General features: G+C 37.2%; 27 protein-coding genes and 1 riboswitch. Of the genes, 22 read left to right on the top strand and 5 right to left on the bottom strand.

Going from position 1 to position 24631, the window contains the following annotated elements:
* Nucleotide 1 precedes the first annotated feature (1 nt).
* The 5 genes from ccsB to ACHUFV_RS06735 all read left to right on the top strand — a co-directional run bounded on the left by ccsB (nt 2) and on the right by ACHUFV_RS06735 (nt 5911).
* Nucleotides 2–1186 carry a c-type cytochrome biogenesis protein CcsB gene (gene ccsB, locus ACHUFV_RS06755; protein ID WP_394232822.1) on the top strand — a complete coding sequence of 395 codons (1185 nt, stop codon included), beginning with the start codon at nt 2–4 and terminating at the stop codon, nt 1184–1186.
* Between the two features lie 130 nt (nt 1187–1316).
* On the top strand, nt 1317–2033 hold the full coding sequence (locus ACHUFV_RS06750; protein ID WP_071395628.1) for a response regulator transcription factor: 717 nt from the start codon (nt 1317–1319) through the stop codon (nt 2031–2033).
* Nucleotides 2030–3814, top strand: a complete 1785-nt coding sequence (locus tag ACHUFV_RS06745; protein WP_394232821.1) for an ATP-binding protein — start codon at nt 2030–2032, stop codon at nt 3812–3814. Before ACHUFV_RS06750 ends, ACHUFV_RS06745 begins: the two co-directional genes overlap by 4 nt.
* A 339-nt stretch (nt 3815–4153) precedes the next feature.
* The gene (locus ACHUFV_RS06740; protein WP_394233411.1) at nt 4154–4831 is read left to right on the top strand and encodes a peptidoglycan DD-metalloendopeptidase family protein; all 678 of its coding nucleotides are present in this window, start codon (nt 4154–4156) and stop codon (nt 4829–4831) included.
* 174 nt (nt 4832–5005) lie between these two features.
* A riboswitch (FMN riboswitch) is annotated at nt 5006–5142 on the top strand.
* A 175-nt stretch (nt 5143–5317) separates the two neighbouring features.
* The gene (locus ACHUFV_RS06735) at nt 5318–5911 is read left to right on the top strand and encodes an ECF transporter S component (RefSeq protein ID WP_394232820.1); all 594 of its coding nucleotides are present in this window, start codon (nt 5318–5320) and stop codon (nt 5909–5911) included.
* A 137-nt stretch (nt 5912–6048) separates the two neighbouring features.
* Here ACHUFV_RS06735 and ACHUFV_RS06730 read toward each other — a convergent pair whose 3' ends face one another.
* Nucleotides 6049–6297, bottom strand: coding sequence for a ferredoxin (locus ACHUFV_RS06730; RefSeq protein ID WP_394232819.1), 249 nt, complete (start codon nt 6295–6297; stop codon nt 6049–6051).
* Between the two features lie 284 nt (nt 6298–6581).
* On the opposite strand from ACHUFV_RS06730, the gene ACHUFV_RS06725 reads away from it, so the two are divergent.
* From ACHUFV_RS06725 to ACHUFV_RS06705, 5 genes are all read left to right on the top strand, one after another.
* A complete protein-coding gene (locus tag ACHUFV_RS06725) occupies nt 6582–7637 on the top strand; it encodes a YpbB family protein (RefSeq protein ID WP_394232818.1) in 1056 nt (351 codons plus the stop codon).
* On the top strand, nt 7634–9127 hold the full coding sequence (locus ACHUFV_RS06720) for a RecQ family ATP-dependent DNA helicase (protein ID WP_394232817.1): 1494 nt from the start codon (nt 7634–7636) through the stop codon (nt 9125–9127). Before ACHUFV_RS06725 ends, ACHUFV_RS06720 begins: the two co-directional genes overlap by 4 nt.
* Nucleotides 9128–9178: 51 nt before the next feature.
* Nucleotides 9179–9769 carry a CPBP family intramembrane glutamic endopeptidase gene (locus ACHUFV_RS06715; protein WP_394232816.1) on the top strand — a complete coding sequence of 197 codons (591 nt, stop codon included), beginning with the start codon at nt 9179–9181 and terminating at the stop codon, nt 9767–9769.
* A gap of 13 nt (nt 9770–9782) precedes the next feature.
* Complete coding sequence (locus tag ACHUFV_RS06710) at nt 9783–10493, top strand: LysM peptidoglycan-binding domain-containing protein (RefSeq protein ID WP_394232815.1); 711 nt, start codon at nt 9783–9785, stop codon at nt 10491–10493.
* Between the two features lie 70 nt (nt 10494–10563).
* Nucleotides 10564–11022 carry a YpbF family protein gene (locus ACHUFV_RS06705; RefSeq protein ID WP_394232814.1) on the top strand — a complete coding sequence of 153 codons (459 nt, stop codon included), beginning with the start codon at nt 10564–10566 and terminating at the stop codon, nt 11020–11022.
* Nucleotides 11023–11067: 45 nt separating this feature from the next.
* On the opposite strand, the gene ACHUFV_RS06700 is transcribed toward ACHUFV_RS06705, so the two are convergent.
* The 3 genes from ACHUFV_RS06700 to ACHUFV_RS06690 form a co-directional block, all read right to left on the bottom strand.
* The gene (locus tag ACHUFV_RS06700) at nt 11068–11637 is read right to left on the bottom strand and encodes a manganese catalase family protein (protein ID WP_394232813.1); all 570 of its coding nucleotides are present in this window, start codon (nt 11635–11637) and stop codon (nt 11068–11070) included.
* Nucleotides 11638–11733: 96 nt separating this feature from the next.
* Nucleotides 11734–11994 carry a spore coat protein CotJB gene (locus tag ACHUFV_RS06695; protein WP_394232812.1) on the bottom strand — a complete coding sequence of 87 codons (261 nt, stop codon included), beginning with the start codon at nt 11992–11994 and terminating at the stop codon, nt 11734–11736.
* A complete protein-coding gene (locus ACHUFV_RS06690; protein ID WP_394232811.1) occupies nt 11991–12221 on the bottom strand; it encodes a spore coat associated protein CotJA in 231 nt (76 codons plus the stop codon). The genes ACHUFV_RS06695 and ACHUFV_RS06690 overlap by 4 nt, the downstream gene beginning before the upstream one ends.
* 174 nt (nt 12222–12395) lie before the next feature.
* On the opposite strand from ACHUFV_RS06690, the gene ACHUFV_RS06685 reads away from it, so the two are divergent.
* The 4 genes from ACHUFV_RS06685 to ACHUFV_RS06670 all read left to right on the top strand — a co-directional run bounded on the left by ACHUFV_RS06685 (nt 12396) and on the right by ACHUFV_RS06670 (nt 16552).
* On the top strand, nt 12396–13181 hold the full coding sequence (locus ACHUFV_RS06685) for a metallophosphoesterase (protein WP_394232810.1): 786 nt from the start codon (nt 12396–12398) through the stop codon (nt 13179–13181).
* Between the two features lie 123 nt (nt 13182–13304).
* Nucleotides 13305–13880 carry a genetic competence negative regulator gene (locus ACHUFV_RS06680; protein WP_394232809.1) on the top strand — a complete coding sequence of 192 codons (576 nt, stop codon included), beginning with the start codon at nt 13305–13307 and terminating at the stop codon, nt 13878–13880.
* 252 nt (nt 13881–14132) lie between these two features.
* Nucleotides 14133–15410 carry a Glu/Leu/Phe/Val family dehydrogenase gene (locus ACHUFV_RS06675; RefSeq protein WP_394232808.1) on the top strand — a complete coding sequence of 426 codons (1278 nt, stop codon included), beginning with the start codon at nt 14133–14135 and terminating at the stop codon, nt 15408–15410.
* 164 nt (nt 15411–15574) lie between these two features.
* Nucleotides 15575–16552 (top strand): YpdA family putative bacillithiol disulfide reductase, encoded by a 978-nt coding sequence (locus ACHUFV_RS06670; RefSeq protein ID WP_394232807.1) that lies wholly within the window; start codon nt 15575–15577, stop codon nt 16550–16552.
* 53 nt (nt 16553–16605) lie between these two features.
* Here the strand turns inward: ACHUFV_RS06670 and ACHUFV_RS06665 are convergent, their stop codons facing one another.
* The gene (locus ACHUFV_RS06665) at nt 16606–17571 is read right to left on the bottom strand and encodes an asparaginase (protein ID WP_394232806.1); all 966 of its coding nucleotides are present in this window, start codon (nt 17569–17571) and stop codon (nt 16606–16608) included.
* A 159-nt stretch (nt 17572–17730) separates the two neighbouring features.
* On the opposite strand from ACHUFV_RS06665, the gene prsW reads away from it, so the two are divergent.
* The 8 genes from prsW (at nt 17731) to rpsA (ending at nt 24622) form a co-directional block, all read left to right on the top strand.
* On the top strand, nt 17731–18414 hold the full coding sequence (gene prsW / locus ACHUFV_RS06660) for a glutamic-type intramembrane protease PrsW (protein WP_394232805.1): 684 nt from the start codon (nt 17731–17733) through the stop codon (nt 18412–18414).
* Nucleotides 18415–18525: 111 nt separating this feature from the next.
* Nucleotides 18526–19458 (top strand): spore cortex-lytic enzyme, encoded by a 933-nt coding sequence (gene sleB, locus ACHUFV_RS06655; RefSeq protein ID WP_394232804.1) that lies wholly within the window; start codon nt 18526–18528, stop codon nt 19456–19458.
* A 14-nt stretch (nt 19459–19472) separates the two neighbouring features.
* Entirely contained in the window at nt 19473–20825 is a 1353-nt protein-coding gene (ypeB, locus tag ACHUFV_RS06650) for a germination protein YpeB (RefSeq protein WP_394232803.1), read from the top strand.
* Between the two features lie 173 nt (nt 20826–20998).
* A complete protein-coding gene (locus ACHUFV_RS06645) occupies nt 20999–21685 on the top strand; it encodes a flagellar brake protein (RefSeq protein ID WP_394232802.1) in 687 nt (228 codons plus the stop codon).
* Between the two features lie 57 nt (nt 21686–21742).
* Nucleotides 21743–21922: a YpfB family protein gene (locus ACHUFV_RS06640; protein ID WP_394232801.1), complete on the top strand. Its 180-nt coding sequence runs from the start codon at nt 21743–21745 to the stop codon at nt 21920–21922.
* Nucleotides 21923–22067: 145 nt separating this feature from the next.
* Nucleotides 22068–22742: a (d)CMP kinase gene (cmk, locus tag ACHUFV_RS06635; protein WP_394232800.1), complete on the top strand. Its 675-nt coding sequence runs from the start codon at nt 22068–22070 to the stop codon at nt 22740–22742.
* A 17-nt stretch (nt 22743–22759) separates the two neighbouring features.
* Nucleotides 22760–23326: a lysophospholipid acyltransferase family protein gene (locus tag ACHUFV_RS06630; RefSeq protein WP_394232799.1), complete on the top strand. Its 567-nt coding sequence runs from the start codon at nt 22760–22762 to the stop codon at nt 23324–23326.
* A gap of 159 nt (nt 23327–23485) precedes the next feature.
* Nucleotides 23486–24622 carry a 30S ribosomal protein S1 gene (rpsA, locus tag ACHUFV_RS06625; protein WP_394232798.1) on the top strand — a complete coding sequence of 379 codons (1137 nt, stop codon included), beginning with the start codon at nt 23486–23488 and terminating at the stop codon, nt 24620–24622.
* Nucleotides 24623–24631 lie beyond the last annotated feature (9 nt).

Raw genomic sequence — 24631 nt, 5'->3', positions numbered from 1 at the left:
GTTGGTTAACCTAAGTAGTAATTTATTATATACGGCTTTCGTTCTCTATTTAGTTGCTCTTGTTTTTTTTGGAGGGGCGATTAGGGACAAGAGAAGTCTTCAAGGCAAGAAAAGCTTAAATCGTTGGGCAAAAATAGGTATTATCCTTACCATTATTGGGTTTGCAGCGCAGCTGGGGTATTTTATTACGCGCTGGATTGCTTCGGGGCACGCACCTGTCAGTAATTTATTCGAGTTTACAACCTTTTTTGGTATGGCACTTATTGGCGCTTTTATTGTCATTTTCTTTATTTATAAAACTCCATTACTTGGTTTATTTACATTGCCGATTGGAATTCTCGTCATAGCATATGCAAGTATGTTTAACAGAAATATTACACCGTTAATTCCTTCATTACAGAGTGATTGGCTACATATTCACGTTACAACTGCTGCTTTAGGTGAAGCGATTCTCGCGATTAGCTTTGCTGCAGGTTTGATTTATCTTGTGAAACATGTTGACCAAACGAAAAAGAGTAAAAGTACATTTTGGCTTGAAATGGTTATGCTGGGGCTAATTTGTGTAGTTGGATTTATTTCGGTAACAACTACCTTTTCATTGATGGACTACAAAGCAGGTTTCCATTGGATTGACAAGGGCGGTGCGGAGGCAGAAGTTGAATATCCAATGCCGGCACTGGTGGGTCCTCATGAAGGAGAGCTCTTGACAAAAGGGAAGTTTGAACCGCTTCTAGATATGCCTGCCATTATCGATGCGAAAAAATTAAATACAGTTATTTGGTCTCTTTCTGCGGGACTAATATTATATGGTCTCATCAGACTAATTGTTAGAAAACGTATTGGTGAGCTGTTGAAACCGTTAACGAAAAATATTAATTCAGATCTTGTTGATGAGATTAGCTATCGGTCAGTATTAATCGGTTTCCCTGTATTTACGTTAGGTGCCTTAATATTTGCCATGATTTGGGCACAGATTGCTTGGACACGCTTTTGGGGATGGGATCCAAAAGAAGTTTGGGCATTGGTTACCTGGCTGTTTTACGCAGCGTTTTTACATTTGCGGCTTTCAAAAGGCTGGCATGGTGAAAAATCTGCTTGGTTAGCCGTTATCGGATTTGTTATTATTATGTTTAACCTTGTAGCCGTAAATCTAGTGATTGTTGGTTTACATTCATATGCAGGTTAATAATAAAAAATATTCTTGCCTCACTTTTTAGTGCAGGCTTTTTTTTAAATAAATTTTTCGTGAAAGCGCATGAAATCATAGAAAAAACCCAATTCTTTATGTACAATAGACTTGCTAGGAGGGTATTCTTTTGGATAAAAACGTGAAGATATTAGTTGTTGATGATGAAGAAAGAATCAGACGCTTATTAAAAATGTATTTGGAAAGAGAAAACTATGTAATTGAAGAAGCAGAAGATGGGAATGAAGCGTTGTCAAAGGCATTGGCTAATGATTATGATGTGATTCTCCTTGATTTAATGATGCCCGGCAAGGATGGGATTGAGGTATGCCGTGAATTACGAGAAAAGAAAGGTACACCTGTCATTATGCTGACGGCCAAAGGCGAAGAGGTAAACAGAGTTCAAGGCTTTGAGGTAGGTACTGACGATTATATCGTGAAACCATTTAGTCCTCGGGAAGTTGTTTTACGGGTAAAGGCATTGTTAAGACGTTCTGTAAAAACAAACTATATTCAAACGGAACCTGTTACAAAAGATATCATTGTTTTTCAGCACTTAACCATTGATAATGATGCGCATCGGGTAATTGCGAATGGTCAAGAAGTCAGCTTAACTCCTAAAGAATATGAGCTGCTCTTTTTCCTTGCGAAATCACCTGATAAAGTATTTGATCGTGAACAATTGTTAAAAGAAGTGTGGCATTATGAATTCTTTGGCGATTTACGTACCGTTGATACACATGTAAAACGCTTACGCGAAAAATTAAATAAAGTTTCTGAGCAGGCAGCTAAAATGATTATTACTGTCTGGGGTGTTGGTTATAAGTTTGAGGTAATAAATGAATGATGTTTTGGCGGAGTGTCGTTGTTAAGCTTTGGTTTACCATTCTTCTCCTTGTTTGTTTTATACTTTTTATCGTTTCCATTATGATCATGGAGTTTTTACAAAATTATTCCTCATCACAAAATGAAGAGAACCTGGTCAATAATGCTGAGAAAATTGCGGAAATTGTCGAAAAATACGATCTTTCTACAGCGTTGGAAATTTCATGGGAATTTGTTGATGATGTTACAAATGCTACGATAGTCCTGAGTCCCGAGGAATATTACATATCACCTGAAAAGGATAATTCAGTAAGTCTTCCTGTTACATACTTTTTTGAGCATAACGATTTAGCCCAGGTGATGAAAGAGAATAAAACAAAAAGTATTGTGACTACTTATTCTGAAGGTTCTCAAAAGTCAGATGCCACCCAGCTTGTCATCATTGGTGTTCCTTTACACCGCCAGGATGGTCAAAACGGTGCTGTCTATATTTATCAGTCGGTAGAAGTTGGAGAAGAAACAGCAAGAGAAACAACAAAATTTATTTTACTGGCTGCAGGAGTGGCCATTATCTTAACCACCTTTTTTGCTTTCTTCTTATCAACAAGGATCAACGCGCCGTTAAGGAAGATGAAGCAGGCTGCGTTTGAGGTAGCACGAGGCAAATTTGATACAAAAGTCCCTATACTAACCCGAGACGAAATTGGGGAATTAGCTACTGCTTTTAATCAAATGGGCAGACAGCTGAAGTTTAATCTTAACGCTTTAAGTCAGGAAAAAGAACTTCTGTCCAGTATATTAAGCGGAATGGTTGATGGAGTCATCACGTTTAATCGTGATGGGACAATCCTAATGACGAATCCACCAGCTGAATTATTTTTACAAAGCTGGTATTTTGAGAAGAAAAATCAAGAAAACAGCTCGGACGCAGTGCCAACGAAAGTAATGGAGTTGTTTGAATTAGCCGTTAGCACCGAGAAAGAGCAGATTGGTGAAATCACACTGCAGGGGCGCTACTGGGTGATGATTGTGAGCCCGCTATACAGTCATAAGAATATCCGCGGGGCTGTTGCTGTGGTAAGAGATATGACGGAAGAACGAACACTCGAAAAAATGAAAAGTGATTTTATTGCCAATGTTTCTCATGAACTGAGAACTCCCATTGCCATGATGCAGGGATACAGTGAAGCGATAGTCGATGATATTGCGGAGTCTCATGAAGAGAAAAGAGAGATGGCTAAGATTATCTATGACGAATCATTGCGAATGGGAAGACTTGTGAATGAACTGCTTGATCTTGCAAGAATGGAATCGGGATATTTCAATTTAATGTTAGATCAGGTGGAAATTGAACCATTTATGGATAAAATCAATCGAAAGTTTCAAGGTTTAGCAAAAGAAAGGAATATTTCTTTATTGTTTGATCGAGATAATGATGAAGAAAGCTTTGAATTTGATTCAGATCGAATTGAGCAGGTATTAACGAATCTAATTGATAATGCGATTCGTCATACACCTGAAGGCGGCTCCGTTGCGATTATCGAACGTAGTGATGAAAGAGGGCTTTATTTTGAAGTAAAAGATAATGGAGCGGGTATCCCTGAAGAAGATTTACCGTTTGTTTTCGAGCGATTTTATAAGGCAGATAAAGCAAGAACACGTGGTCGTTCGGGAACAGGACTTGGGTTAGCCATAGCGAAAAATATCATTGAAGCACACAATGGGCATATAACTGTACAAAGTATTCTTGGAAAAGGGACGACTTTTACATTTAACCTCCCGCGAAATGTGAAAAAAAGCTAAAAATTTGCCGATTACTCTTGATTCACAAGAAACAAAAAGGAAGGAGCTGCTCCTTCCTTTTTTTATCAATAATGTTGATTTTGTCTATTAAAAAACTTGATTAGTAAAATAATCAAGTTTTTTTGTATAAAAGACTCTTTTTCGCCGTATTCTAATAGATGTGTTTTTCCTGTGGTTTCATTCAATCAAAACCAATATGTCGCGAATGGACATAATAAAGGAGTGACATTTATACGTAGTTCTAAATCCAGCAGTAATTTCATAGTGTGAAAAGAGGTACAAGAACAAGGAGGAAAAGAATTGCGAGAATACATAAAACGTTTTTTGATTGCTGGAATAATGGCTGTGTGTGTTAGTTTATTATTTTTAGGTATTAGACACGCGGAAGCTGCCGGCAGCATTAACGAGATGACAGCAGATTGGATGTGGTCGTCTGATGGCGTCATTACCGATTCTTTTGGTACAAGGCAGGGACAGCATATGGGGATTGATATTGCATCATCCCCAGGCACTTCCATCCATGCAGTTGAAAATGGGATTGTCTCTAAATCGTACTACTCTGATACATATGGAAATGTTGTGTTCATTAAGCATGATAATGACTTTGAGACAGTATATGCTCACCTGCAAGCAAGAACAGTTCAAGAGGGTTCAAAGGTAACAAAGGGTGATATCATCGGTCAAATGGGCAGTACAGGAGATTCATCGGGTGTGCACCTTCATTTTGAAGTGCATCAATCACATTGGACCATTGATAAAAAAAATGCCGTTAATCCTATGCTGGCATTGGGAGAGGTAAAGATTGGACAAGCAGTTGCTGCGGTTCATAGGGATCAGCAGGCAATTGAAACAGCTGGACGTCTACTGGATGATACAAACACTGCCTATGTCGTCCAAGCAGGTGATACATTATATTCGATAGCAAAAAAACTAAATATGAGTGTTACAGATTTGAAAGCAAAAAATGGTCTTAGAAATGACCTAATTATGCCGCAGCAGAAGTTAAATCTGAAATAAAACGAAAAGAACAAAAGGACAAGCTGTCTTTTTGTTCTTTTTCATGTTGTTCACCCTTTATAGAGAATTTTGTCGAAAAAGTGGCGGTAATAAAGTTTTAATTGCAAAATTTATGCTGGCATATTCACAAGGGAGCAATCCCTTAGTATAATTGAGTTGTAAAAATTAAATAAGATCTATCTTCGGGGCAGGGTGAAATTCCCGACCGACGGTGATGAGATTACATTCTCTAAGCCCGTGAGCCTGATTTTTAGGCAGGATTTGGTGCAATTCCAAAGCCGACAGTACAGTCTGGATGGGAGAAGATGGAGGTTTGGCAGCATTCAAAAAATTAATATATTTGAATGCCTATTAAGCATACCTTCTAACAAAAATTCTCCCTCAAGTGATTAACACTTGGGGTTTTTTAATGGAATTTTTAACAGGTATACTGGCTAAACCTGCTTCTTTGGAGATGATGGATCCAAAAGAAGGAGAGAAAGTAAAATGGGTAAAAGTCAGAACAAGGTAAAAGCATTAGTGTCAATTGCTATGTTAAGCAGCATAGCGTACGTTTTAATGTTGGTGAATTTTCCAATTCCTCCATTTCCAAACTTTTTGAAAATTGACTTCAGTGATCTTCCAGCATTGATTGGAGCATTAATTTTTGGACCGATGGCAGGTATATTAGTTGAATTACTTAAAAATGTCCTTGATTACTTTATGACAGGCAGTGAAACAGGTGTCCCTGTTGGACATTTGGCAAACTTTATTGCGGGACTACTCTTTATTCTTCCAACCTATTATATCTATAGTAAAATGAAAACGAAAAAAGGTATGACAGTTGCCTTAATTGTAGGGTCAGTATTAATGTCAGCTATCATGAGTGTTCTGAACTATTATATTATCTTACCGGCCTATACATTTTTCCTTAATTGGCCGGCAATGAGTGCAACAGAAATACGTCAATATATAGTTGCGGGTATCCTCCCGTTTAATTTAATAAAGGGATTGGCAATGTCAATCGTATTTATGCTTCTATTCACAAAAATGGGCACATGGTTAAAGAAACAAGCCTCCTATAATGAGTATAAAATTTAAATAAATTAGTATAGATGAAAAAAGCACCTTTTTGGGTGCTTTTTATTATGTAAATAAAAGGGAGATAAGACGGAGGATTAAACCGCTATCAAAAAAAGCCCACCTGAAAATCAGGGGGCTTTTTTGTATTATTATTATTATTCGAATTTAGTTGCGTCTCCCTCAAATGGCTCATCTGCAACTTTAATTGAATCTGTAGGACAGCCATCAAATGCATCCATCATATCATCAATTAATACATCAGGAATTTCGACAACACCTTGGTTGTCATCAAGTGTTACGAATGCAATACCTTCATCATCATAATCATAAATGTCTGGTGCTGCTGCTCCACATGCTCCACATGCAATACATGTTTCTTTGTCTACGATAGTATATTTTGCCATTAATAAAACCTCCCAAAAAATTTAAGCTTTTTTATTGTTATCGTCTAAACGAAATATTTCAACGATAAACTTTTTCTATTCCCTATTGTAAAGCTGTATGAAAAACTTTTCAATAGAAAAAATATTGAGAATACCATTTAAGCTTTTTTATTATGAAAAATGCGGAACATATATTATAATAACTAGTTCCACTATTTCATGATATGATGAAAAAGGACATAATTCTGTGATTTGGATTACATGACTCAGAAAAATGTCAGAAAAAGAAAAAATATGGTGATGTAATGAAGCTGACCTTTAAACAAATGATTATTCTATTTTGTTTACATAAACTACAGGGCGAACGCACAATATATTCCATTTATCATTTATTACATGGAAAAAAGTCATCGCAAACCATTCAGGATGCCCATCTATTTCATTTAACCGCTTTATTCCAAACAGATACGAATTTGAGCAGACAACAATTAGAAAAGACAGTAGCCGAATTGTTGCATGTGCAGCTAATTACTGAGATAGCAGATCAGCATTATGCAGTAACACCAGAAGGCGAACGGCAGCTAATAGAATCGCTAGCGGAAACACCTATTCCACAGCATGTAAATGGATGGAAATGCCAAAGAACTGCGATTGTTTTTTGGGAAAGATTATCCCTAGCTGTTCAGGTTATCTCGTATTTAAAGAAACGTGATTCAAAATATATCCCTGTTCAAAGAAAAGAAGATACACTTTTGTGGATGAAAAGTTTTCTCCAACAAAACAGTTTGAATAGAGATTTGCTCGGAACACAGCTGTATGAAGAATTGGTTATGTGCTTAGAAAGCGAAACTTCAATAGTGCCTGATTACCTAGTCATAAGACTGAGTGGGTTTCGTTCCATCGGTTTAACTGAATCACAGGCTGCACAACATTTCCGAATGGAATTAGCCTATTACCATTATCATTTTTTGAGTATTCTTCATTTTATAATCGAACGTATTGAAGCTAATCCGAAGCAATACCCAATTCTGCATTCCTTTTTGGTTAATCAACAGAAACATAACTTAACCAATTCAACGGAAAAAACCTATGCCTTATTAAGACAAGGAAAATCCGTTACTGATATTATGGCCATTCGCGGCTTAAAAAAAAGCACAATTGAAGATCATCTTGTTGAATTAGCGTTAAATTTACAAAGCTTTTCAATTGATCCTTATGTATCAATTGAAAAACAGGAATTAATCAAAAAAGCTGCCATACTAAAACAAACAAAGCAGCTAAAGCAGATTCGCAGCGTTGTTGAAAATGCTGATTACTTCGAAATAAGACTTGTATTGGCAAAGTATGGTGAAGAATTATGATGTTGGAAAATTATTTAACAAAATATTTTCAATACTCCTCGTTTCGTCCGGGTCAAAAGGAAGTCATAAGTTCAGTTCTTGATGGTTTTCATACGATGGCCATGCTGCCAACCGGTACAGGTAAATCACTATGTTATCAATTGCCGGGATATCTTCTGCCAGGGCAGGTACTGGTTGTTTCCCCGCTATTATCTTTAATGCAGGACCAAGTGGAGCAGATGAAAATGAATGGTGAAAAAAGTGTGGTTGCGATTAATTCTTTTCTTTCCGGCATAGAAAGAAAAAAAGTCTTAAACCAATTAGAACAGTATAAATTTATCTTTATTTCACCTGAAACATTAGCGAATGACCACATGATTAATAGCCTAAAGCGTTTAAACATTTCTTTATTTGTCATTGATGAAGCTCATTGTATTTCACAGTGGGGGTATGATTTTCGCCCGGATTATATCAAACTCGGTACTGTTCGCAAAAGCCTCGGTCAGCCGTTGACATTGGCCTTAACGGCAACCGCAACCAAAAAAGTAATTCAAGATATTATCCAAACGCTGGAGCTTGACCATTGTAAAAAAGTGCTGTCTTCGGTTGATCGGCCTAATATTGCTTTAGCAGTTCGAAATCTTGAACGTTATCAGGAAAAATGGGAATTATTATATGAATATGTTTCGAAATTCGAAAACCCAGGTATTGTTTATTTTTCAAGTAAAAGAATGGCAGAGCAAGCGGTTGCTTTTTTGCAGAATAAAGGAATCTCTAAGGTGATGGCCTATCATGGAGGAATGGATCAAGAGTCCAGAATATTAATTCAGCAGCAATTCCTGCATAATCAGCTTGATATTATCTGTGCAACAAGTGCATTTGGGATGGGCATAAATAAAGAAAATATTCGTTTTGTTATCCATTTTCATATGCCGCAGCAAATGGAGTCCTATCTGCAGGAAATAGGTCGGGCCGGAAGAGATGGAAGACCAAGTATTGCTGTGCTTTTATATTCCGCTGGAGATGAGCAACTGGCATATCAGCTAGCGGAGTCAGAAATTCCCTCACCCGAACAAATTAATTGGTTAGCTGAGATGATAAAAGACTCAAAGGAACGATCCATTTATCAGATACCATTTGAGGATGAATGGCAACGGATGGGCGGATTTACGGAAATTCAATGGCGGATGCTGTGTGATTACCTATTAAAGACTGAGGAAACAAATGATCTGGATCAGGTGTTCATTGACTATAAAGAAGAGTTAGATAAGAGAAGACAGCTAAAGCGGAATAGGATTTTATCCATGACCAGCTGGAGCAACTCTAAAAGCTGCAGAAGAGAGAAAATCCTGGAATATTTTGGAGAAGATGAGCATGTAGGCCAAAAGCCGGAGAGCTGTTGTGATATTTGTGGATTGGAATGGAGTAAATTTGATAAATCGCCAATTTCCGCCAAGAATAATGGCGAATTTAGTTGGAAACAGCGGTTGACTGATATATTATTAAATTAATAGAAATAGCGAAATCTATATACATTAAAAAGCTATAAGAGAGCTGAAAAGATGAATAAAAAGTATCATGATCTTATTGAAGAGGTTACAGATAAGCAGTTGTTTCAATCTTTATTCTTAACACAGATTCTACTATTACTGTGCTCATTTATTTTCGGTTTTTTTTTATTTGATAGCCTTTCTGATTTTTTCGAGCTATTTAGTTGGAATGATCCAAATATTTATTGGATTGGTGGTACAGCAGGACTTTCTGTATTTTTCTTGGATTTATTTTTAATGAAAGTTTTATCAACTAAGTATTACGATGATGGCGGATTAAATAGCCGGCTTTTTCAAGGCAGACCGCTATATCAAGTGGCCTTCATAGCTGCTGTTGTTTCAATAACTGAAGAAATCTTATTTCGTGGTGTCATCCAAACACATTTTGGTTTGATTGTATCAAGCCTTGTTTTCGCACTTGTTCATTACCGCTATTTATTTAATTGGTTTCTCTTTGTCAATGTAACAGGATTAAGCTTTTTGATTGGTTATCTTTATCTCCGTACAGAAAATATTCTCGTAACGATTTTTATGCACTTTATTATTGATTTTTTACTGGGATGTGTCATTAAATACAATTTTGCAAAGAAACAAACTGAATAGGAAGGGACATTCAATGAATAAAGAAGATCCATACAGAGATCAGGCAGAAAGGCTGCGGCAAAGGATAAAACCGGTGGGATTTGAAGAGGGAAAGGCTGTCGATAGAGAGGAGTTGCCTCCAAGAAGCCGGGTTCATCAACAAAAAAGAAAAAAGACCAAATGGAAGCTAAAATATCCAGTCATTCGTTTACTTGTGCTTTTCTTCATTCTGCTGCCGATTACCATCTTTAGTATATACTCAACAGTGGCAAAAAATAAAATTGGTCATACAGAGCCGGCTGTCGGTGAATCTACGGATGGTTTTGAGTTTATTGATATAGATAATCCAGAAGATACGAAAAGTACTAACGAGGTATCTCCTAAAGAGGAATCCCCTAAAGAGGAAGAAAACAGTCAAACAGCTGATGAGGGAGAAGGGGAGGATTCCGAATCACTTGAAGCTGATCCAAAAGCCGGTGAAATGGATGAAAGCCTAAGACAACAGGATAGTAATGAGCCAACAACAGATATTTCTTCTTTGTTGGAAGAGAGTAGGAACGATGCAAATCATTCTAATCAAAAGGATACGGTTTATCATACTGTAAAACCAGGTGAAACTATTTTCAGAATTTCAATGATGTATTACAAGTCGAAAGAAGGTATTGATACAATAAGGGAGACGAATGGTCTTTCCTCAAATGAAATAAAAGTTGGGCAGGTCCTTACGATTCCGTTTAACAAGTAAACTGGTTGAGCTTTTTTATTCATATATCTCCGGACAAGTTCATAGATTGTTATGGGAAGGCGGGGATCGTATGGAGTCATCAATTAGGATGCTTGATGAAAGAACGGATCAAGCGACAAGGAAGATGCTGCAAAAGGTAGTAGAGAGAAAACAAAAATTTGATTACTTAACACGCTTACACTTAATGGTTATGTGGAGTACAGTACTGATCACCTTTATCTATTTTGTTTTTCTTTATTTCACAACGATTAGTCCTTTTTCCTATTCTTTTGCTGCGCTTTTCTCAAATTTTGTCAATCATTCAAGTAATTTATTCATGCTTATCGTTATTTTCGGTTTGTATGGGCTGATGAATGTATACAGGCAGAAGCGAGATAAAGCAGAAAAGGAATTTCATGCATTGCGCTGTGAAATTATTGATAAGAGTAAAGACCTGTGGAAGAAGGAAGATGCATGGAATAATCGGCATCTTGTATTTGAAATGATGAAACAGAATTATGATATTAATTTATATCATGAAAACAAATAAGAGCAGATATCTGCTCTTATTTGTTTTCAGCTTTAACACGATACGTTAGAATATTTTCTTTTGATTTCTCTCGTCTTTAAGGATTTCTACTGCTTCACGGAAACGTTGGGAATGAACTACTTCCCTTTCTCTTAGAAAGCGGAGACTATCATTTATATCAGGATCATCACTCATATTGATAAGCCACTGATAGGTTGCTCTTGCCTTTTCTTCGGCGGCAATATCTTCATAAAGATCCGCTATAGGATCTCCTTTTGCTTGAATATAGGTCGCAGTCCATGGAATTCCTGCTGCATTATGATAAAAAAGTGCCTTGTCATGGTCTGCATAATGGCCATCTAAACCAGCGGCCTTCATTTGCTCAGGGGTGGCATCTTTCGTTAGTTTGTAGACCATTGTAGCAATCATTTCTAAATGGGCAAATTCCTCGGTACCAATATCGGTTAGGAGACCAACCACTTTATCTGGAATAGAGTATCGTTGGTTTAAGTAGCGAAGAGCAGCAGCTAATTCACCGTCTGCACCGCCGTATTGCTCAATTAAAAATTTCGCCAGCATGGGATTACATGTACTTACCCGGACTGGATATTGTAATTTTTTTTCGTAAATCCACATTCTATTTGATTCCTCCTTTGTGCGAGATTCACAATCTGCGCAAGGCGTCTCCACTTCCTAAATAAACGAGCTGCGGGGGCAAGGCGTCTCCACTTCCTAGACTTGCCATGGCCATGGTGGGTCATCCCAGTTCCAGGGACATCCGGAATAGCTGTTCCCAAATTGCTGTAGTGGTCCATATTTACTTTCAATGGCCTTTTTTAACCTCTTCCGTTCTGAAGCACATTGATTAAATTGATTTATCGCCTCTACATCATCATTATGAGTATCTAAATACAAAGTAAGCTCAACGAGAACAAAATCAACAGCTTGAAGTTGTTCAAGTAATTGATAATATTCCGGAGGCAATTGTTTCATCCTTTAAATCCTCCTTTAGCGATTTCATATGGGCTGTAGTAGGGGTCATAAAAAGCCTTCCAAAGTGTTCCTGCACGCAATGCCTCCATAGGTGTAAACTGCTCTAGACCTGGGGGCTGAAATCCAATATATAATTGAGGAGGAGTAGAATATCTTTTAGTTATCATTGGCTTACATGGGTCAAACGGGCTTATATATGGATGATAAAACTTTGTGTTTGTGAACATACAATCCCTCCTTCGTATGCGTCTTTAAATCATATGAAGGATAACTGATTCTATGTACCTTTTTTGTTAGTCAGCCGCAATCAATTTTTTTAGTATTTATCGTCATTTATGGTATGATTTCAAATGATTGGAATAGACGTGCTGGAATACAGATTCAATACGGTTGGGGGATTTATGGTAATAATTATTGTAATACTATTATGTTTTTTACTAGGATTAGGACTGCTACTGTATATGTACAGAGAGGCATTTGCAAATAGAGTGGTCTGCCATCAGTTAGAGTTTGCTGATTTTCCTGAGAGTTTTGGTAAAGTTAACCTTTTCTTTATTTCCGATGTCCATCGTAGAAAGATATCTGAAAAAATAATTGAACAGGTCCAAGGAAAAGTAGATATTGTTATTATCGGTGGTGATATAACGGAAAAGGGTGTTCCACTAGATAGAGTAAAGGAAAACATTCTTCTATTAAAAAAACTTGGACCGGTTATTTTTGTGTGGGGAAATAATGATTATGAAATGGACATTCCGCTTTTAAACTCACTATTTACTAGTCTTGATGTAAAGGTACTTGTTAATCGTTCCCTTTTCTTTGAGTCAGAGCAGGGAGAGCGTTTTTTCATTCTTGGTGTGGATGATTTAAGCACCAATCGAGCAGATATTGATCAAGCGTTAATTGAAACAGATAAGAATAGCTTTAAAATTTTAGTGAGCCATAATCCGGATATAGCAAGGAAGATTCAATCAAATCATGGAATTAGTCTCATGTTATCAGGGCATACACATGGTGGACAGATTCACATCCTTGGTTTTAGCCTGTACGAGAAAGGTAGACTAAAAAAAGAGAAGAACCGCGTTAGTTTAATTAGTAATGGTTATGGGACTACAGGGGTTCCGCTTCGCTTAGGTGCAAAAGCAGAAACACATCTTTTAACCATTCAACACTGCGGCAAAGCCAAATGATTTCGAAATGATTTTTTATTTGGAGTTAGATATTATTATGCTTCAATAAAAGTAGACGACTCACAAAAGGTGCATTTTTTCATACACTACATTAAGAGTTTGTTCACGGTAGGGGGCATAATCATGCGCTTAGAACGATTGAATGCTAATAAAATTAAAATATTTTTATCTCTTGATGACTTATTTGACAGAGGTTTAACAAAAGATGATATATGGAAGGATTCACTAAAATGGCACCAGCTTTTTCATGATATGCTTGAGGAAGCAAGTGAAACCTTTGATGTCGATATACAAGGTTCTGTTGCGGTAGAAATTTTTTCAATGCAGTCACAAGGTATGGTTATGATTGTAACCGTGGAAGAACAGGAGGAAGATGTCTTCGGAGACAGCTTTATTGATATGCAAGTGACAATGGAGGGGAATGTTGAGATTCTGTTTGAAATAGAAGATTTTGAGCATGTTATTCAATTGGCCAAACGATTAGCAATCATCGGTTTTTCGGGTGGAACTTTATACTCAATGAACAATGCTTATTATTTTTTAGTTGATAATGTTTGTTCAGACATTCAGACTCAAATTGTAGCGATAATGGCGGAATTTGGAAACCCATCTTTTATAAGTATTCATGTTATTCAGGAATATGGGAAAATGATCATGAAGGAAAATGCCGTAAGTCAAATTATGACGTACTTTCCTTAAACAAACTTCCATTTAGGGGGGTTTTTCCTTCATGATAACGATGGTAAAGGTTTAAAATCCCCCACTTGTGTTCTGGTTAATCTTTCAGAAAGTGGGGGATTTATCGTATAGGTATTCAGTACATAGGTAAGGGTATATTGAAAAAATTCATAAAATTTAAAATAAACAATTTTTCTTCTTGCATAAACGGTACAAAGGATATACTATTTTTTTAAGATAACAACAATTGTTTGCTTTTTAGGAGGTTTACAAATGGTAGCCGATAATAGTAAAGAAAATAGAATACAAGAAGAGAAACATGACATATTAAAATCCACGCAAACTGTCATTCACAAAGCTCTTGAAAAGCTTGGATATCCCGAAGAGGTATTTGAGCTTCTAAAGGAACCCATTCGCATGATGACTGTCAAGATTCCGGTGCGTATGGATGATGGTTCAACGAAAATCTTTACAGGCTACCGGGCCCAGCATAATGATGCAGTAGGTCCGACAAAGGGTGGTATCCGTTTTCATCCAACTGTATCGGAAAATGAAGTAAAAGCACTTTCGATATGGATGAGTTTAAAATGTGGAATTGTTGATCTTCCTTATGGCGGTGGAAAAGGGGGAATTGTATGTGATCCCAGGGATATGTCATTTCGGGAATTGGAACGTCTGAGCCGTGGCTATGTAAGAGCAATCAGTCAGATTGTCGGCCCGACAAAGGATATTCCAGCCCCAGATGTATTTACAAACTCGCAAATTATGGCCTGGATGATGGATGAATATAGTCGAATTGACGAATTTAATTCACCGGGATTTATAACAGGGAAACCGCTTGTACTGGGAGGATCACATGGGCGTGAATCTGCTACTGCAAAAGGAGTTACGATTTGCATTCGTGAAGCAGCAAAGAAAAAAGGAATAGAATTAAACGGTGCCCGCGTAATTGTACAGGGCTTTGGAAACGCCGGAAGTTTTCTATCAAAGTTTATGAATGATGCAGGTGCGAAAGTAATTGGAATTTCTGACGCATATGGGGCGCTTTACGATCCGGATGGTCTTGATATAGATTATTTACTTGACCGTAGAGATAGTTTTGGCACCGTAACAAAGCTGTTTAACCATACAATTACCAATCAGGAATTATTGGAAAAGGATTGTGATATTCTTGTTCCAGCAGCAATAGAAAATCAAATTACTGAACAGAATGCACATAATATTCATGCGAAAATTGTGGTCGAGGCTGCAAACGGACCCACAACTTTAGAAGCTACCGAAATTTTAACCAATCGAGGGATCCTTCTTGTTCCAGATGTGTTAGCGTCATCTGGGGGTGTGACAGTATCGTACTTTGAATGGGTTCAAAATAATCAGGGCTTTTATTGGACTGAAGAAGAAGTGGCTGAAAGGCTAGAAAAAGTAATGGTAAAAGCCTTTACGAATATATATGAAACGGCTCAAAATCGTCGTATCGATATGAGGCTGGCTGCCTACATGGTAGGTGTAAGAAAAATGGCTGAAGCCTCCAGATATCGTGGATGGGTCTAATAAAAAACGTGGTTGACCTTCTCAGCTTCACCCAGGCAGGATTGAATGATAAATAATGATATAATATTGAAACTTTTCATTAAAACTCCTATCATAATAAAGATAGGAGTTTATTTTATTACCATATTATTTATTGGATATGTTTGTTTAGGAGTGAACAAAGGATGAAGCAGGAAGAGGTTATTGTTATAGGCGGCGGTCCATGTGGATTGGCTGCAGCCATTGCGTTACAAGAAGTGGGGATCACACCGCTGGTTATAGAAAAAGGAAATATTGTGAATGCTATTTATCATTATCCGACACATCAAACGTTTTTTAGCTCTAGTGATAAATTAGAAATCGGTGATGTAGCATTTATCACCGAAACACGTAAAGCGAATCGAAGTCAAGCCCTCGCTTATTATCGAGAGGTTGTAAAAAGAAAAAAGGTTCGTGTAAATGCGTTTGAAAAAGTGTTGGATGTTAAAAAAAATCATTCCGGATTTTTTGTATCAACTGATAAGGAACAATATGAAACGTCATCCGTGGTAATCGCAACAGGTTATTATGACCATCCTAATTTTATGAGAGTGCCAGGGGAAGAACTACCAAAGGTCTCCCACTATTTTAAAGAAGCACACCCATACTTTGATAAAGACGTCGTTGTTATTGGATTAAAGAACTCTGGTGTCGACGCAACGCTCGAACTTGTAAAGGCTGGCGCAAGAGTGACAGTCTTATACCGTGGCAGTGAATATTCACCTAAGATCAAGCCATGGATTCTGCCGGAATTTGAAGGGCATGTTCGTAATGAGCGGATTCAAATGGTGTGGGAGTCCGTTGTAAAAGAAATAACAGAAACTACGTTGACATATGTGAAAGATGGTAAGGAATACACCATCAAAAATGATTTCGTATTTGCTATGACAGGGTACCATCCTGACAAGGACTTTTTGAAAAAGATGGGTGTAATGATTGATTCTGAAACCGGACGTCCTCACTATAATGAGGAAACGATGGAAACGAATGTAGAAGGTATATTTATCGCAGGTGTGATTGCTGCAGGAAATGAAGCTAATGAGATTTTTATTGAAAATGGACGTTTTCATGGCGGGAAAATTGCCGAAGCATTAAAGAAAATGGAATCCCAATCGATGTCGTAAATGATTAAAAAAAGGTCCTTTTATGGAAAAGGACCTTTTTTGTTATCTTATTTTTATTGAAACATATACTCAATTTTTTTGATATCATCTGTAACGGCTAAGGCAATCAATAGTTTAATTCTTGCTTTTTGACCATTTAGGCCGTTTGAAAAAATGACTCCAAGCTGTTTTAAATTAGATCCTCCACCTTCATAGGAATAAGTATCCTCTACAATTCCATTAAAGCAGCGTGAAACAAGAACAATTGGGATATTTTCCTGCAGCAGGCTCATGATTCCATCAATGGTTGCAGGAGGGAGATTTCCTTGGCCAAGGGCTTCAATTACAATTCCGTCATACTTAAGCTCTTTAATAGCATAAAATAGGGAGGAGTCCATTCCTGCATGGGCTTTTAATAAGGCTACGCGCTTGGAAATATCATCAATCTGGTAATATTCCAGTTCTAGAGGAGAATGGTGAAAAATGATTCCTCGTTTTGTGACAATGCCGATAGGACCATATTGCGGGCTTTGGAAAGTAGAGACATTGCTCGTATGAGTTTTAGTCACATTGCTTGCCGTATGTATTTCATCATTTAATACTACTAGTACTCCTTTATTTTTTGCATCATCGCAGGAGGCCACTCTGATGGAAGAAATGACATTATATAACCCATCTGAGCCAATTTCATTACTAGATCTCATAGCCCCGGTGACAATGATTGGAAAGGTTGATTCAGTCGTTAAATCAAGGAAATAGGCGGTTTCTTCCAGTGTATCGGTTCCGTGAGTAATGACAACTCCATCAATCCCCCGTTCGCTATATTGCTCGATCATTGCTTTTAAGAGCAGCATTTCTTTTATGGTAATATGTGGAGATGGTAATTGAAACGGTTCTTCGATAATTAGTTCTCCTAAATCGGTTAATTCCTTCGTATGCTGTGTAATCGGATTATGACCTGTTGGTTTAACAACACCGGTTTCATCCTCGCTCATCGAAATAGTACCGCCGGTGTGAATAATTAAGATTTTTTTAGACATAAAAAAAGCCTCCAAAGTAATGATGGTATAAACTCCAATAAACGAATGGTGTAAGTATTAATATTTTTACAAAATATTCCTATTGAGTGAAATAGGTCATTTTCAATATGATCATATCATGATAGGATTAAGGAAAATAGATTGAAAAGAGGACGGCTAATGCTGGGAATATTATCAGCCGGGATTGCACCTGGTTTAGCCTTATTATGTTATTTTTACTTAAAGGACCGCTTTGGTGTCGAACCCATCTCGATGGTTATTAGGACATTTTTATTCGGCTCACTTCTTGTATTTCCCATAATGTTTATTCAATATGTACTGGAAACGGAAAATATAATCCATTCTAGCTTAGTTGATGCATTCCTATCGACAAGTTTGCTTGAAGAGTTTTTTAAATGGTTTATTGTCTACTATACAGCATTTCTCCACTTTCATTTTGATGAGCCATATGATGGAATTGTATATGGTGCTTCCGTTTCACTTGGATTCGCAACCACTGAGAATATTTTATATTTGGTTGCGAATGGGCTTGAATTTGCTCTTGGTCGTGCGCTGCTGCCTGTTTCAAGCCATGCTCTGTTCGGTGTTATTATGGGTTATTATTTAGGAAAAGGAAAGTTTTCACTCTCCTCTAACCGAAAATGGCTCATCCTATCCTTTCTCATACCCTTTTTGTTACATGGAATCTATGATTATATTCTCCTTTCACAAGCTAACTGGGTGTATATTATGCTTCCGTTTATGATATTTCTTTGGTGGCTAGGTTTAAGGAAAGTAAAAAAAGCTCATACATTAAGTGCAAAATATGCTGAGATGCAAAAAGCCTTTCATTCCTGTGAATGAAGGGTTTTTTTGTATTTTTTCACCTTAAAGTAAATTTACTGTATAAAAATCCAATTAATACAAAAAATACGACTAATATGAGAATGATTTACAACTGGGGGTAGTAGAACTATGAAAAGAATAATATTACAATCAAAGCTCATTGTCCTTTTCTCTATATTCTTATTTATTGTCCCGTCTCAAGACAAAGTACATGCTTTTTCCAATCAAGTCATTCAACAAGGGGCAGTTGGGGATGACGTGATCGAGCTCCAATCTCGTCTGCAATTTTTAGGCTTCTATAACGGCAAAATTGATGGCGTCTTTGGATGGGGTACATATTGGGCATTAAGGAATTTTCAATATGAGTTTGGTCTTCCAATTGACGGGCTAGCTGGAAAGGATACAAAAAATAAACTTGTTAAAGCTTCCAAATACAATCAGCAATTTGTAAAAGAGCAAATTAATAAGGGAAATAAATTTACGCACTACGGTGGAACAGATTTAAATAAACAAAAACAACCGGCTAAAGCGCCTGCAGGGAATAAACAAGAAAATCAAGCACCGGCTAAGCAGACACCTGCCCAGCCGTCACCTAAGCCTCAGGCACAGCCGAAACCACAAGCAAATACACAACAAAACACACAGCCAAAACCGGCGGCACCACAGGGTGGTAATAAACCGACAGCGACAAATGTTCCGAACGGTTTCTCTCAAAATGATATTCAGTTAATGGCCAATGCTGTTTACGGAGAAGCAAGAGGTGAGCCGTATATCGGCCAAGTGGCAGTTGCTTCGGTAATTTTGAACAGGGTGAACAGTGCATCTTTCCCTAATACTGTATCCGGCGTCATTTTTGAACCGCGTGCATTTACAGCTGTTGCAGATGGACAAATATGGCTTACACCAAATGAGACTGCCAAAAAGGCAGTGCTAGATGCTATTAATGGCTGGGATCCAACTGGTAATGCGATTTATTATTTTAATCCTGCAACGGCGACAAGCGGATGGATTTGGTCACGACCGCAAATTAAACAGATTGGTAAGCATATATTCTGCAAATAAAAGAGGTGAGTACATTGTTTAGAGGAATTCTGATCGGAGTATTATCATTAGGTGTTGCAGGTACTGCATTATGGGGTTATCAGGAGCATCGGGAGAAAAATGCTGTATTACTAAATGCAGAGAATAACTATCAAAGAGCATTCCATGATTTATCCTATCAAGTGGATTTATTACATGATAAGATTGGCACTACACTGGCGATGAATTCACGTGAGTCTTTATCGCCGGCCCTTGCAGAGGTATGGAAAATAACCTCCCAAGCGCATAATGATGTCGGGCAACTGCCATTAACCCTTCTTCCGTTCAATAAAACAGAAGAGTTTTTATCAAAAATTGGTGATTTTAGCTACCAGGCTACTATACGCGACCTCAATAAGGATCCGTTAAACGATGAAGAGTACAAAGCGCTGAAGGAATTATATGGTCAATCAGAAGAAATCCAAAATGAATTAAGAAATGTGCAGCATATGGCGTTGGAAAATAATCTGCGCTGGATGGATGTGGAGCTGGCTTTAGCAACAGGGAAAGAAACGGCAGATAATACGATTATTGATGGCTTTAAAACGGTTGAAAAAGCGGTGGACAGCTATGGTGAAACTGATTTTGGTCCTGCGTTTGTCAATATGCAAAAGAATGATGACGGTTTTAATAAATTAGAGGGCAAAAATATCTCTAAAGAAGAAGCCGTCAAAATCGCAAAAAAGTATGCCAATTTAGGAGATAATGTAAAAGTTGACGTAACAAAAAACGGTGATGGTTCTCATTATGAGTTTTACAGTGTCTCTCTTGAAGATAAAAAGACAAATCAAATAGCCAATATGGATATAACGAAAAAAGGCGGATATCCAATTTGGTATATCCTGTCAAGGGATGTAAATGAACAAAAAATCAGCTTGAATGAAGCAGCAAATAAGGCGCTTCAATTTCTAAAGGATAATGGCTTCAAGAACTTGGAACTGTTTGAAAGTGCTCAATATGAAAATCTTGGAGTGTTCACGTTTGTGAAAGCTGAAAATGGAGTTAGAATTTATCCTGAATCGGTGAAAATGAAGGTTGCACTTGATAACGGTCAAATTGTTGGTGTTTCGGAAGAAGATTATTTAAAATCGGTTAATGAAAAGCGAAATATAGCAAAACCGACACTTACGATGGACGATGCTAGGAAGAAAATAAATCCACAGGTAAAAGTAATGAACGATGGCTTAGCTGTCATTATGAATGATATGAACAAAGAAGTGTTATGCTATGAATTTATGGGGACACTTGACTCGGATACGTATCGAATTTTTATAAATGCGGAATCGGGTATAGAAGAAAAAGTTGAGAAAATGAAAAATGCAGAGCCTATATATGAAAAAGTAGTATAAAAAGCACACAAGAAGAAGCTGCGTGCTCCGATTATTTCTTTCAGGATGCTTAAAGCATATGTAAAGGATGAATGGAGTACGCAATTTTTTTGTTTTAGATTTTAACTGATGAAACGTATTCTTTTTATTGCACCAACATAATAGAGCATGGCATAATTTACATATTGGATAGTATGGAAAGAAAGAGTGATCATATGTTAACAATAGGGAACTCACTCATGTTAGAACCGAAATATTCAGAGAAAATGGAAAAATATAAGTGCAGACTAGTTGAGAGAAAGGATAATATTCTTTATATTGATTATCCGATAAATGTTAAGACTAACCGGACTACATTTCTAGTTGATGGAACACAGCTACGGGTTTCATTTGTAGAAGGAAAATCCGGCTATCAGTTTGAAACAGAGATACTAGGCAGAATGGTACAGGGAATTCCCATGATGATGCTTCTTTATCCCGGTGATGACCTTGTGATAAAAGTTCAAAGACGTGAATTTGTCAGGATCGATACGTCTGTAGATGTTGCTATCCATCCTCTTGATAAGGAATTCCAGCCCTTTACGACAATAACGGAGGATATTAGTGCCGGCGGTTCATTGGTTGTTTTAAATCATTCAGTAAATATGAATCCGGGAATGAAAATTAGGACCGTTTTTGTTTTACCGATGCAAAATGGTGATATTCATTACATGGATATGGTAAGTACTGTTGTAAGAGTCTTAAAAAAGAAAGGGACGAATCAGGACTTATTTTCAATTTTATTTAAGGATGTGACACCCCTGCAAAGACAGCAGCTGCTTCGATTTACTTTTGACAGGCAATTAGCCTTGAAGAAAAAAGGAATAGAGCTAGGCGAATAATAGCCCTATGTTAATCCCATAATAGAAATATATTAACAAGACGTGGGGATGTATAGGATGAAACTAGTTGAGAGATTGCTATTAAAAATGATTATCATACAGCTTGTCTTCTTGCTTTTAACGCAGGTTTTTTTTCATAAATTTAATTCATTTCCTGAGCTTCAGCAAATTGCGCAATACGAAGGAGTTTCAGAAGATGACTTAACCGAATTTTTAGAAACCTTTTCCAGTAAATAAATTGCAGGGGCTTTCCCTGCTTTTTTGAATTGTCCAACAAAGGGTCCTTAGGCAACACGGTATGATCTGCATATGGTAAAATAGGATTGTTAAGGAGATAAAGTTCTTCAATTAGTAACTAGTTCAAAAGCATACAGGAGGAAATATGAAGGATAAAATATCAATCGCCATTGATGGCCCTGCTGCAGCAGGAAAAAGTACAGTCGCTAAAAGAGTAGCTGAAAACCTGTCTTATATATATATTGATACTGGGGCGATGTATAGAGCATTAACCTATAAGGCAATTCTTCTTGAAGTAGATCTTGAGAATGAGAATGAACTGAGCCAACTATTAGCTGAAACCAAAATAGACTTAATTCCAGAAAAGGGCGGCCAGTCTATTTATTTAAATGGAGAAAATGTAACAGAGGAAATTCGGACTTCAAAGGTTACCAACTCAGTTTCCATTGTAGCGCGTCATCAGTTGGTACGAAATGAATTAACTAAAAGACAGCAAATACTTGCAGCTAATGGTGGAGTTGTTATGGATGGCCGTGATATTGGTACACATGTTTTACCGAATGCAGAGGTAAAGGTGTTTTTACTTGCATCTGTAGAAGAAAGGGCTAAAAGAAGGCATGCAGAAAATCTTTCAAAAGGTTACCCATCTGACTTAATGCAGCTGCAAAAGGAGATAGAACAACGGGACAAGCTTGATTCAGAGAGGGAAATTGCTCCGTTAAAGAAAGCAGTTGATGCAATAGAGATTGATACAACATCTTTAGAGATTGAGCAGGTTGTCGAGAAGATCATGGAACTGGTAAAAGAAAGGATAAGATAGCGTTGAATTTGTATCCATTGGGTCGCACGATTGTTAATATTGTTTTGTTTCCAATTTATCAGTTTAAAGTAATTGGTAAAGAAAATGTACCTGCCGATGGCGGTGTTTTGCTTTGTTGTAATCATATTCATAATTTTGATCCAGAGGTTGTTGGAATTACTTCACCTAGACCTATTCATTTTATGGCAAAAGAAGAGCTGTTTTCTGTCCCTGTTCTTGGTAAAATACTTCCACATATCAATGCTTTTCCTGTTAAAAGAGGGTTTAGTGATCGGGGTGCTTTACGAAAAGGATTAGATGTATTAAATGATGGGAAGGTTTTAGGTCTCTTTCCGGAAGGTACGAGAAGTAAAACTGGGGAATTAGGTAAGGGTCTTGCAGGAGCTGGTTTTTTTGCTTTACGCTCTCAAGCCCATATTGTCCCTTGTGCGATTATTGGACCGTATAAGCCTTTCAAAAGATTGAAAGTAGTTTATGGGAAACCGATTCAGATGGATGAATACAGAAATAATAAAGCTTCTGCTGAACAAGTCACAGAAGTAATTATGAATGAAATTAAACAGCTCATCACAGCCCATACGTAATTCATCTTGCTTGACAAAAAGAGTCATTTATAAGAAGTTTATAAAAAGAGATTTTTTTTGAAAATTCTTTCGATGGAATTTTTGTGCTTCTTTATGACAGATAGCAAAAATGAAAAATAATATTCTAAAGCAAGTTCTGCGGACTAAGGAGGAATACATATGTCAGAGGAAATGAATCAAGTAGAGGTTAAGAATTTTGAGGTTGGAGATACTGTTCGCGGTATCGTAACAAAGGTAGAAGAAAAACAGGTCATTGTTGAAATTCCTGAAAGTAAACTCGATGGAATTATTCCAATCAGTGAATTATCAAGTCTTCATATCGAAAAAGCAAGTGATGTAGCAGCGGAAGGTGATGCACTTGATCTCCAAGTATTAAAGGTTGAAGAAGAGGCTTTAATTTTATCAAAACGCAAAGTAGATGCAGAAAAAGCCTGGGATCAGCTTGTTGTTAGGTTTGAAAAAGGAGAAATTTTTGAAGCTGAAATTAAAGATGTTGTCAAAGGCGGACTAGTGGTTGATCTTGGGGTTCGCGGATTCGTACCAGCCTCTTTAGTAGAATCACACTTCGTAGAGGATTTTTCTGACTATAAAGGGAGAACACTTACTTTTAAAATTGTTGAGCTTGATAAAGATAAAAACCGTATTATTCTATCCCACCGTGCTGTATTAGAGGAAGAGAAAGGAAAACAAAAGAAGCAGTTATTAGCTTCTTTGCAGGCGGGTCAAGTGCTTGAAGGAACTGTACAAAGAATTACAGATTTTGGTGCATTTGTTGATATTGGCGGTATTGATGGACTTGTTCATATTTCTCAATTATCCTATCAACATGTAGAGAAACCATCAGACGTAGTGGAGGAAGGACAAAAGGTTCAAGTTAAAGTATTGAGTGTTGATCAAGACAACGAAAGAATCTCCTTATCAATTAAAGAAACATTGCCTGGACCTTGGACAAATATCGCTGAAAAAGCACCGAAAGGAGCTATTTTAGACGGTGAAGTGAAGCGTCTTGTTTCGTACGGTGCATTTGTTGAAGTATTCCCTGGTGTGGAAGGGCTTGTGCATATTTCACAAATTTCCCATAAGCATATCGGTTCACCACATGAAGTATTAAGCGATGGTGAGAAACTAAAGGTTAAAGTCCTTGATGTTAACGAAGCAGACCAGCGTCTATCATTAAGCATTAAAGAATTAGAAGAAAACGTTGCGGAAGTGACTGATTATGAGCTTCCTGAAGAATCAAAAGGTTTCCAATTAGGTGATATGATTGGTGACCAGTTAAAGAATCTGAAAAAATAATGGTGATAT

The sequence above is a fragment of the Niallia oryzisoli genome, assembly GCF_043641075.1.
GTDB lineage: Bacteria > Bacillota > Bacilli > Bacillales > Cytobacillaceae > Bacillus_BD > Bacillus_BD oryzisoli_A.
Note: the sequence above shows the minus strand (reverse complement) of the source record. Positions and strands in the feature narration are given on the sequence as shown.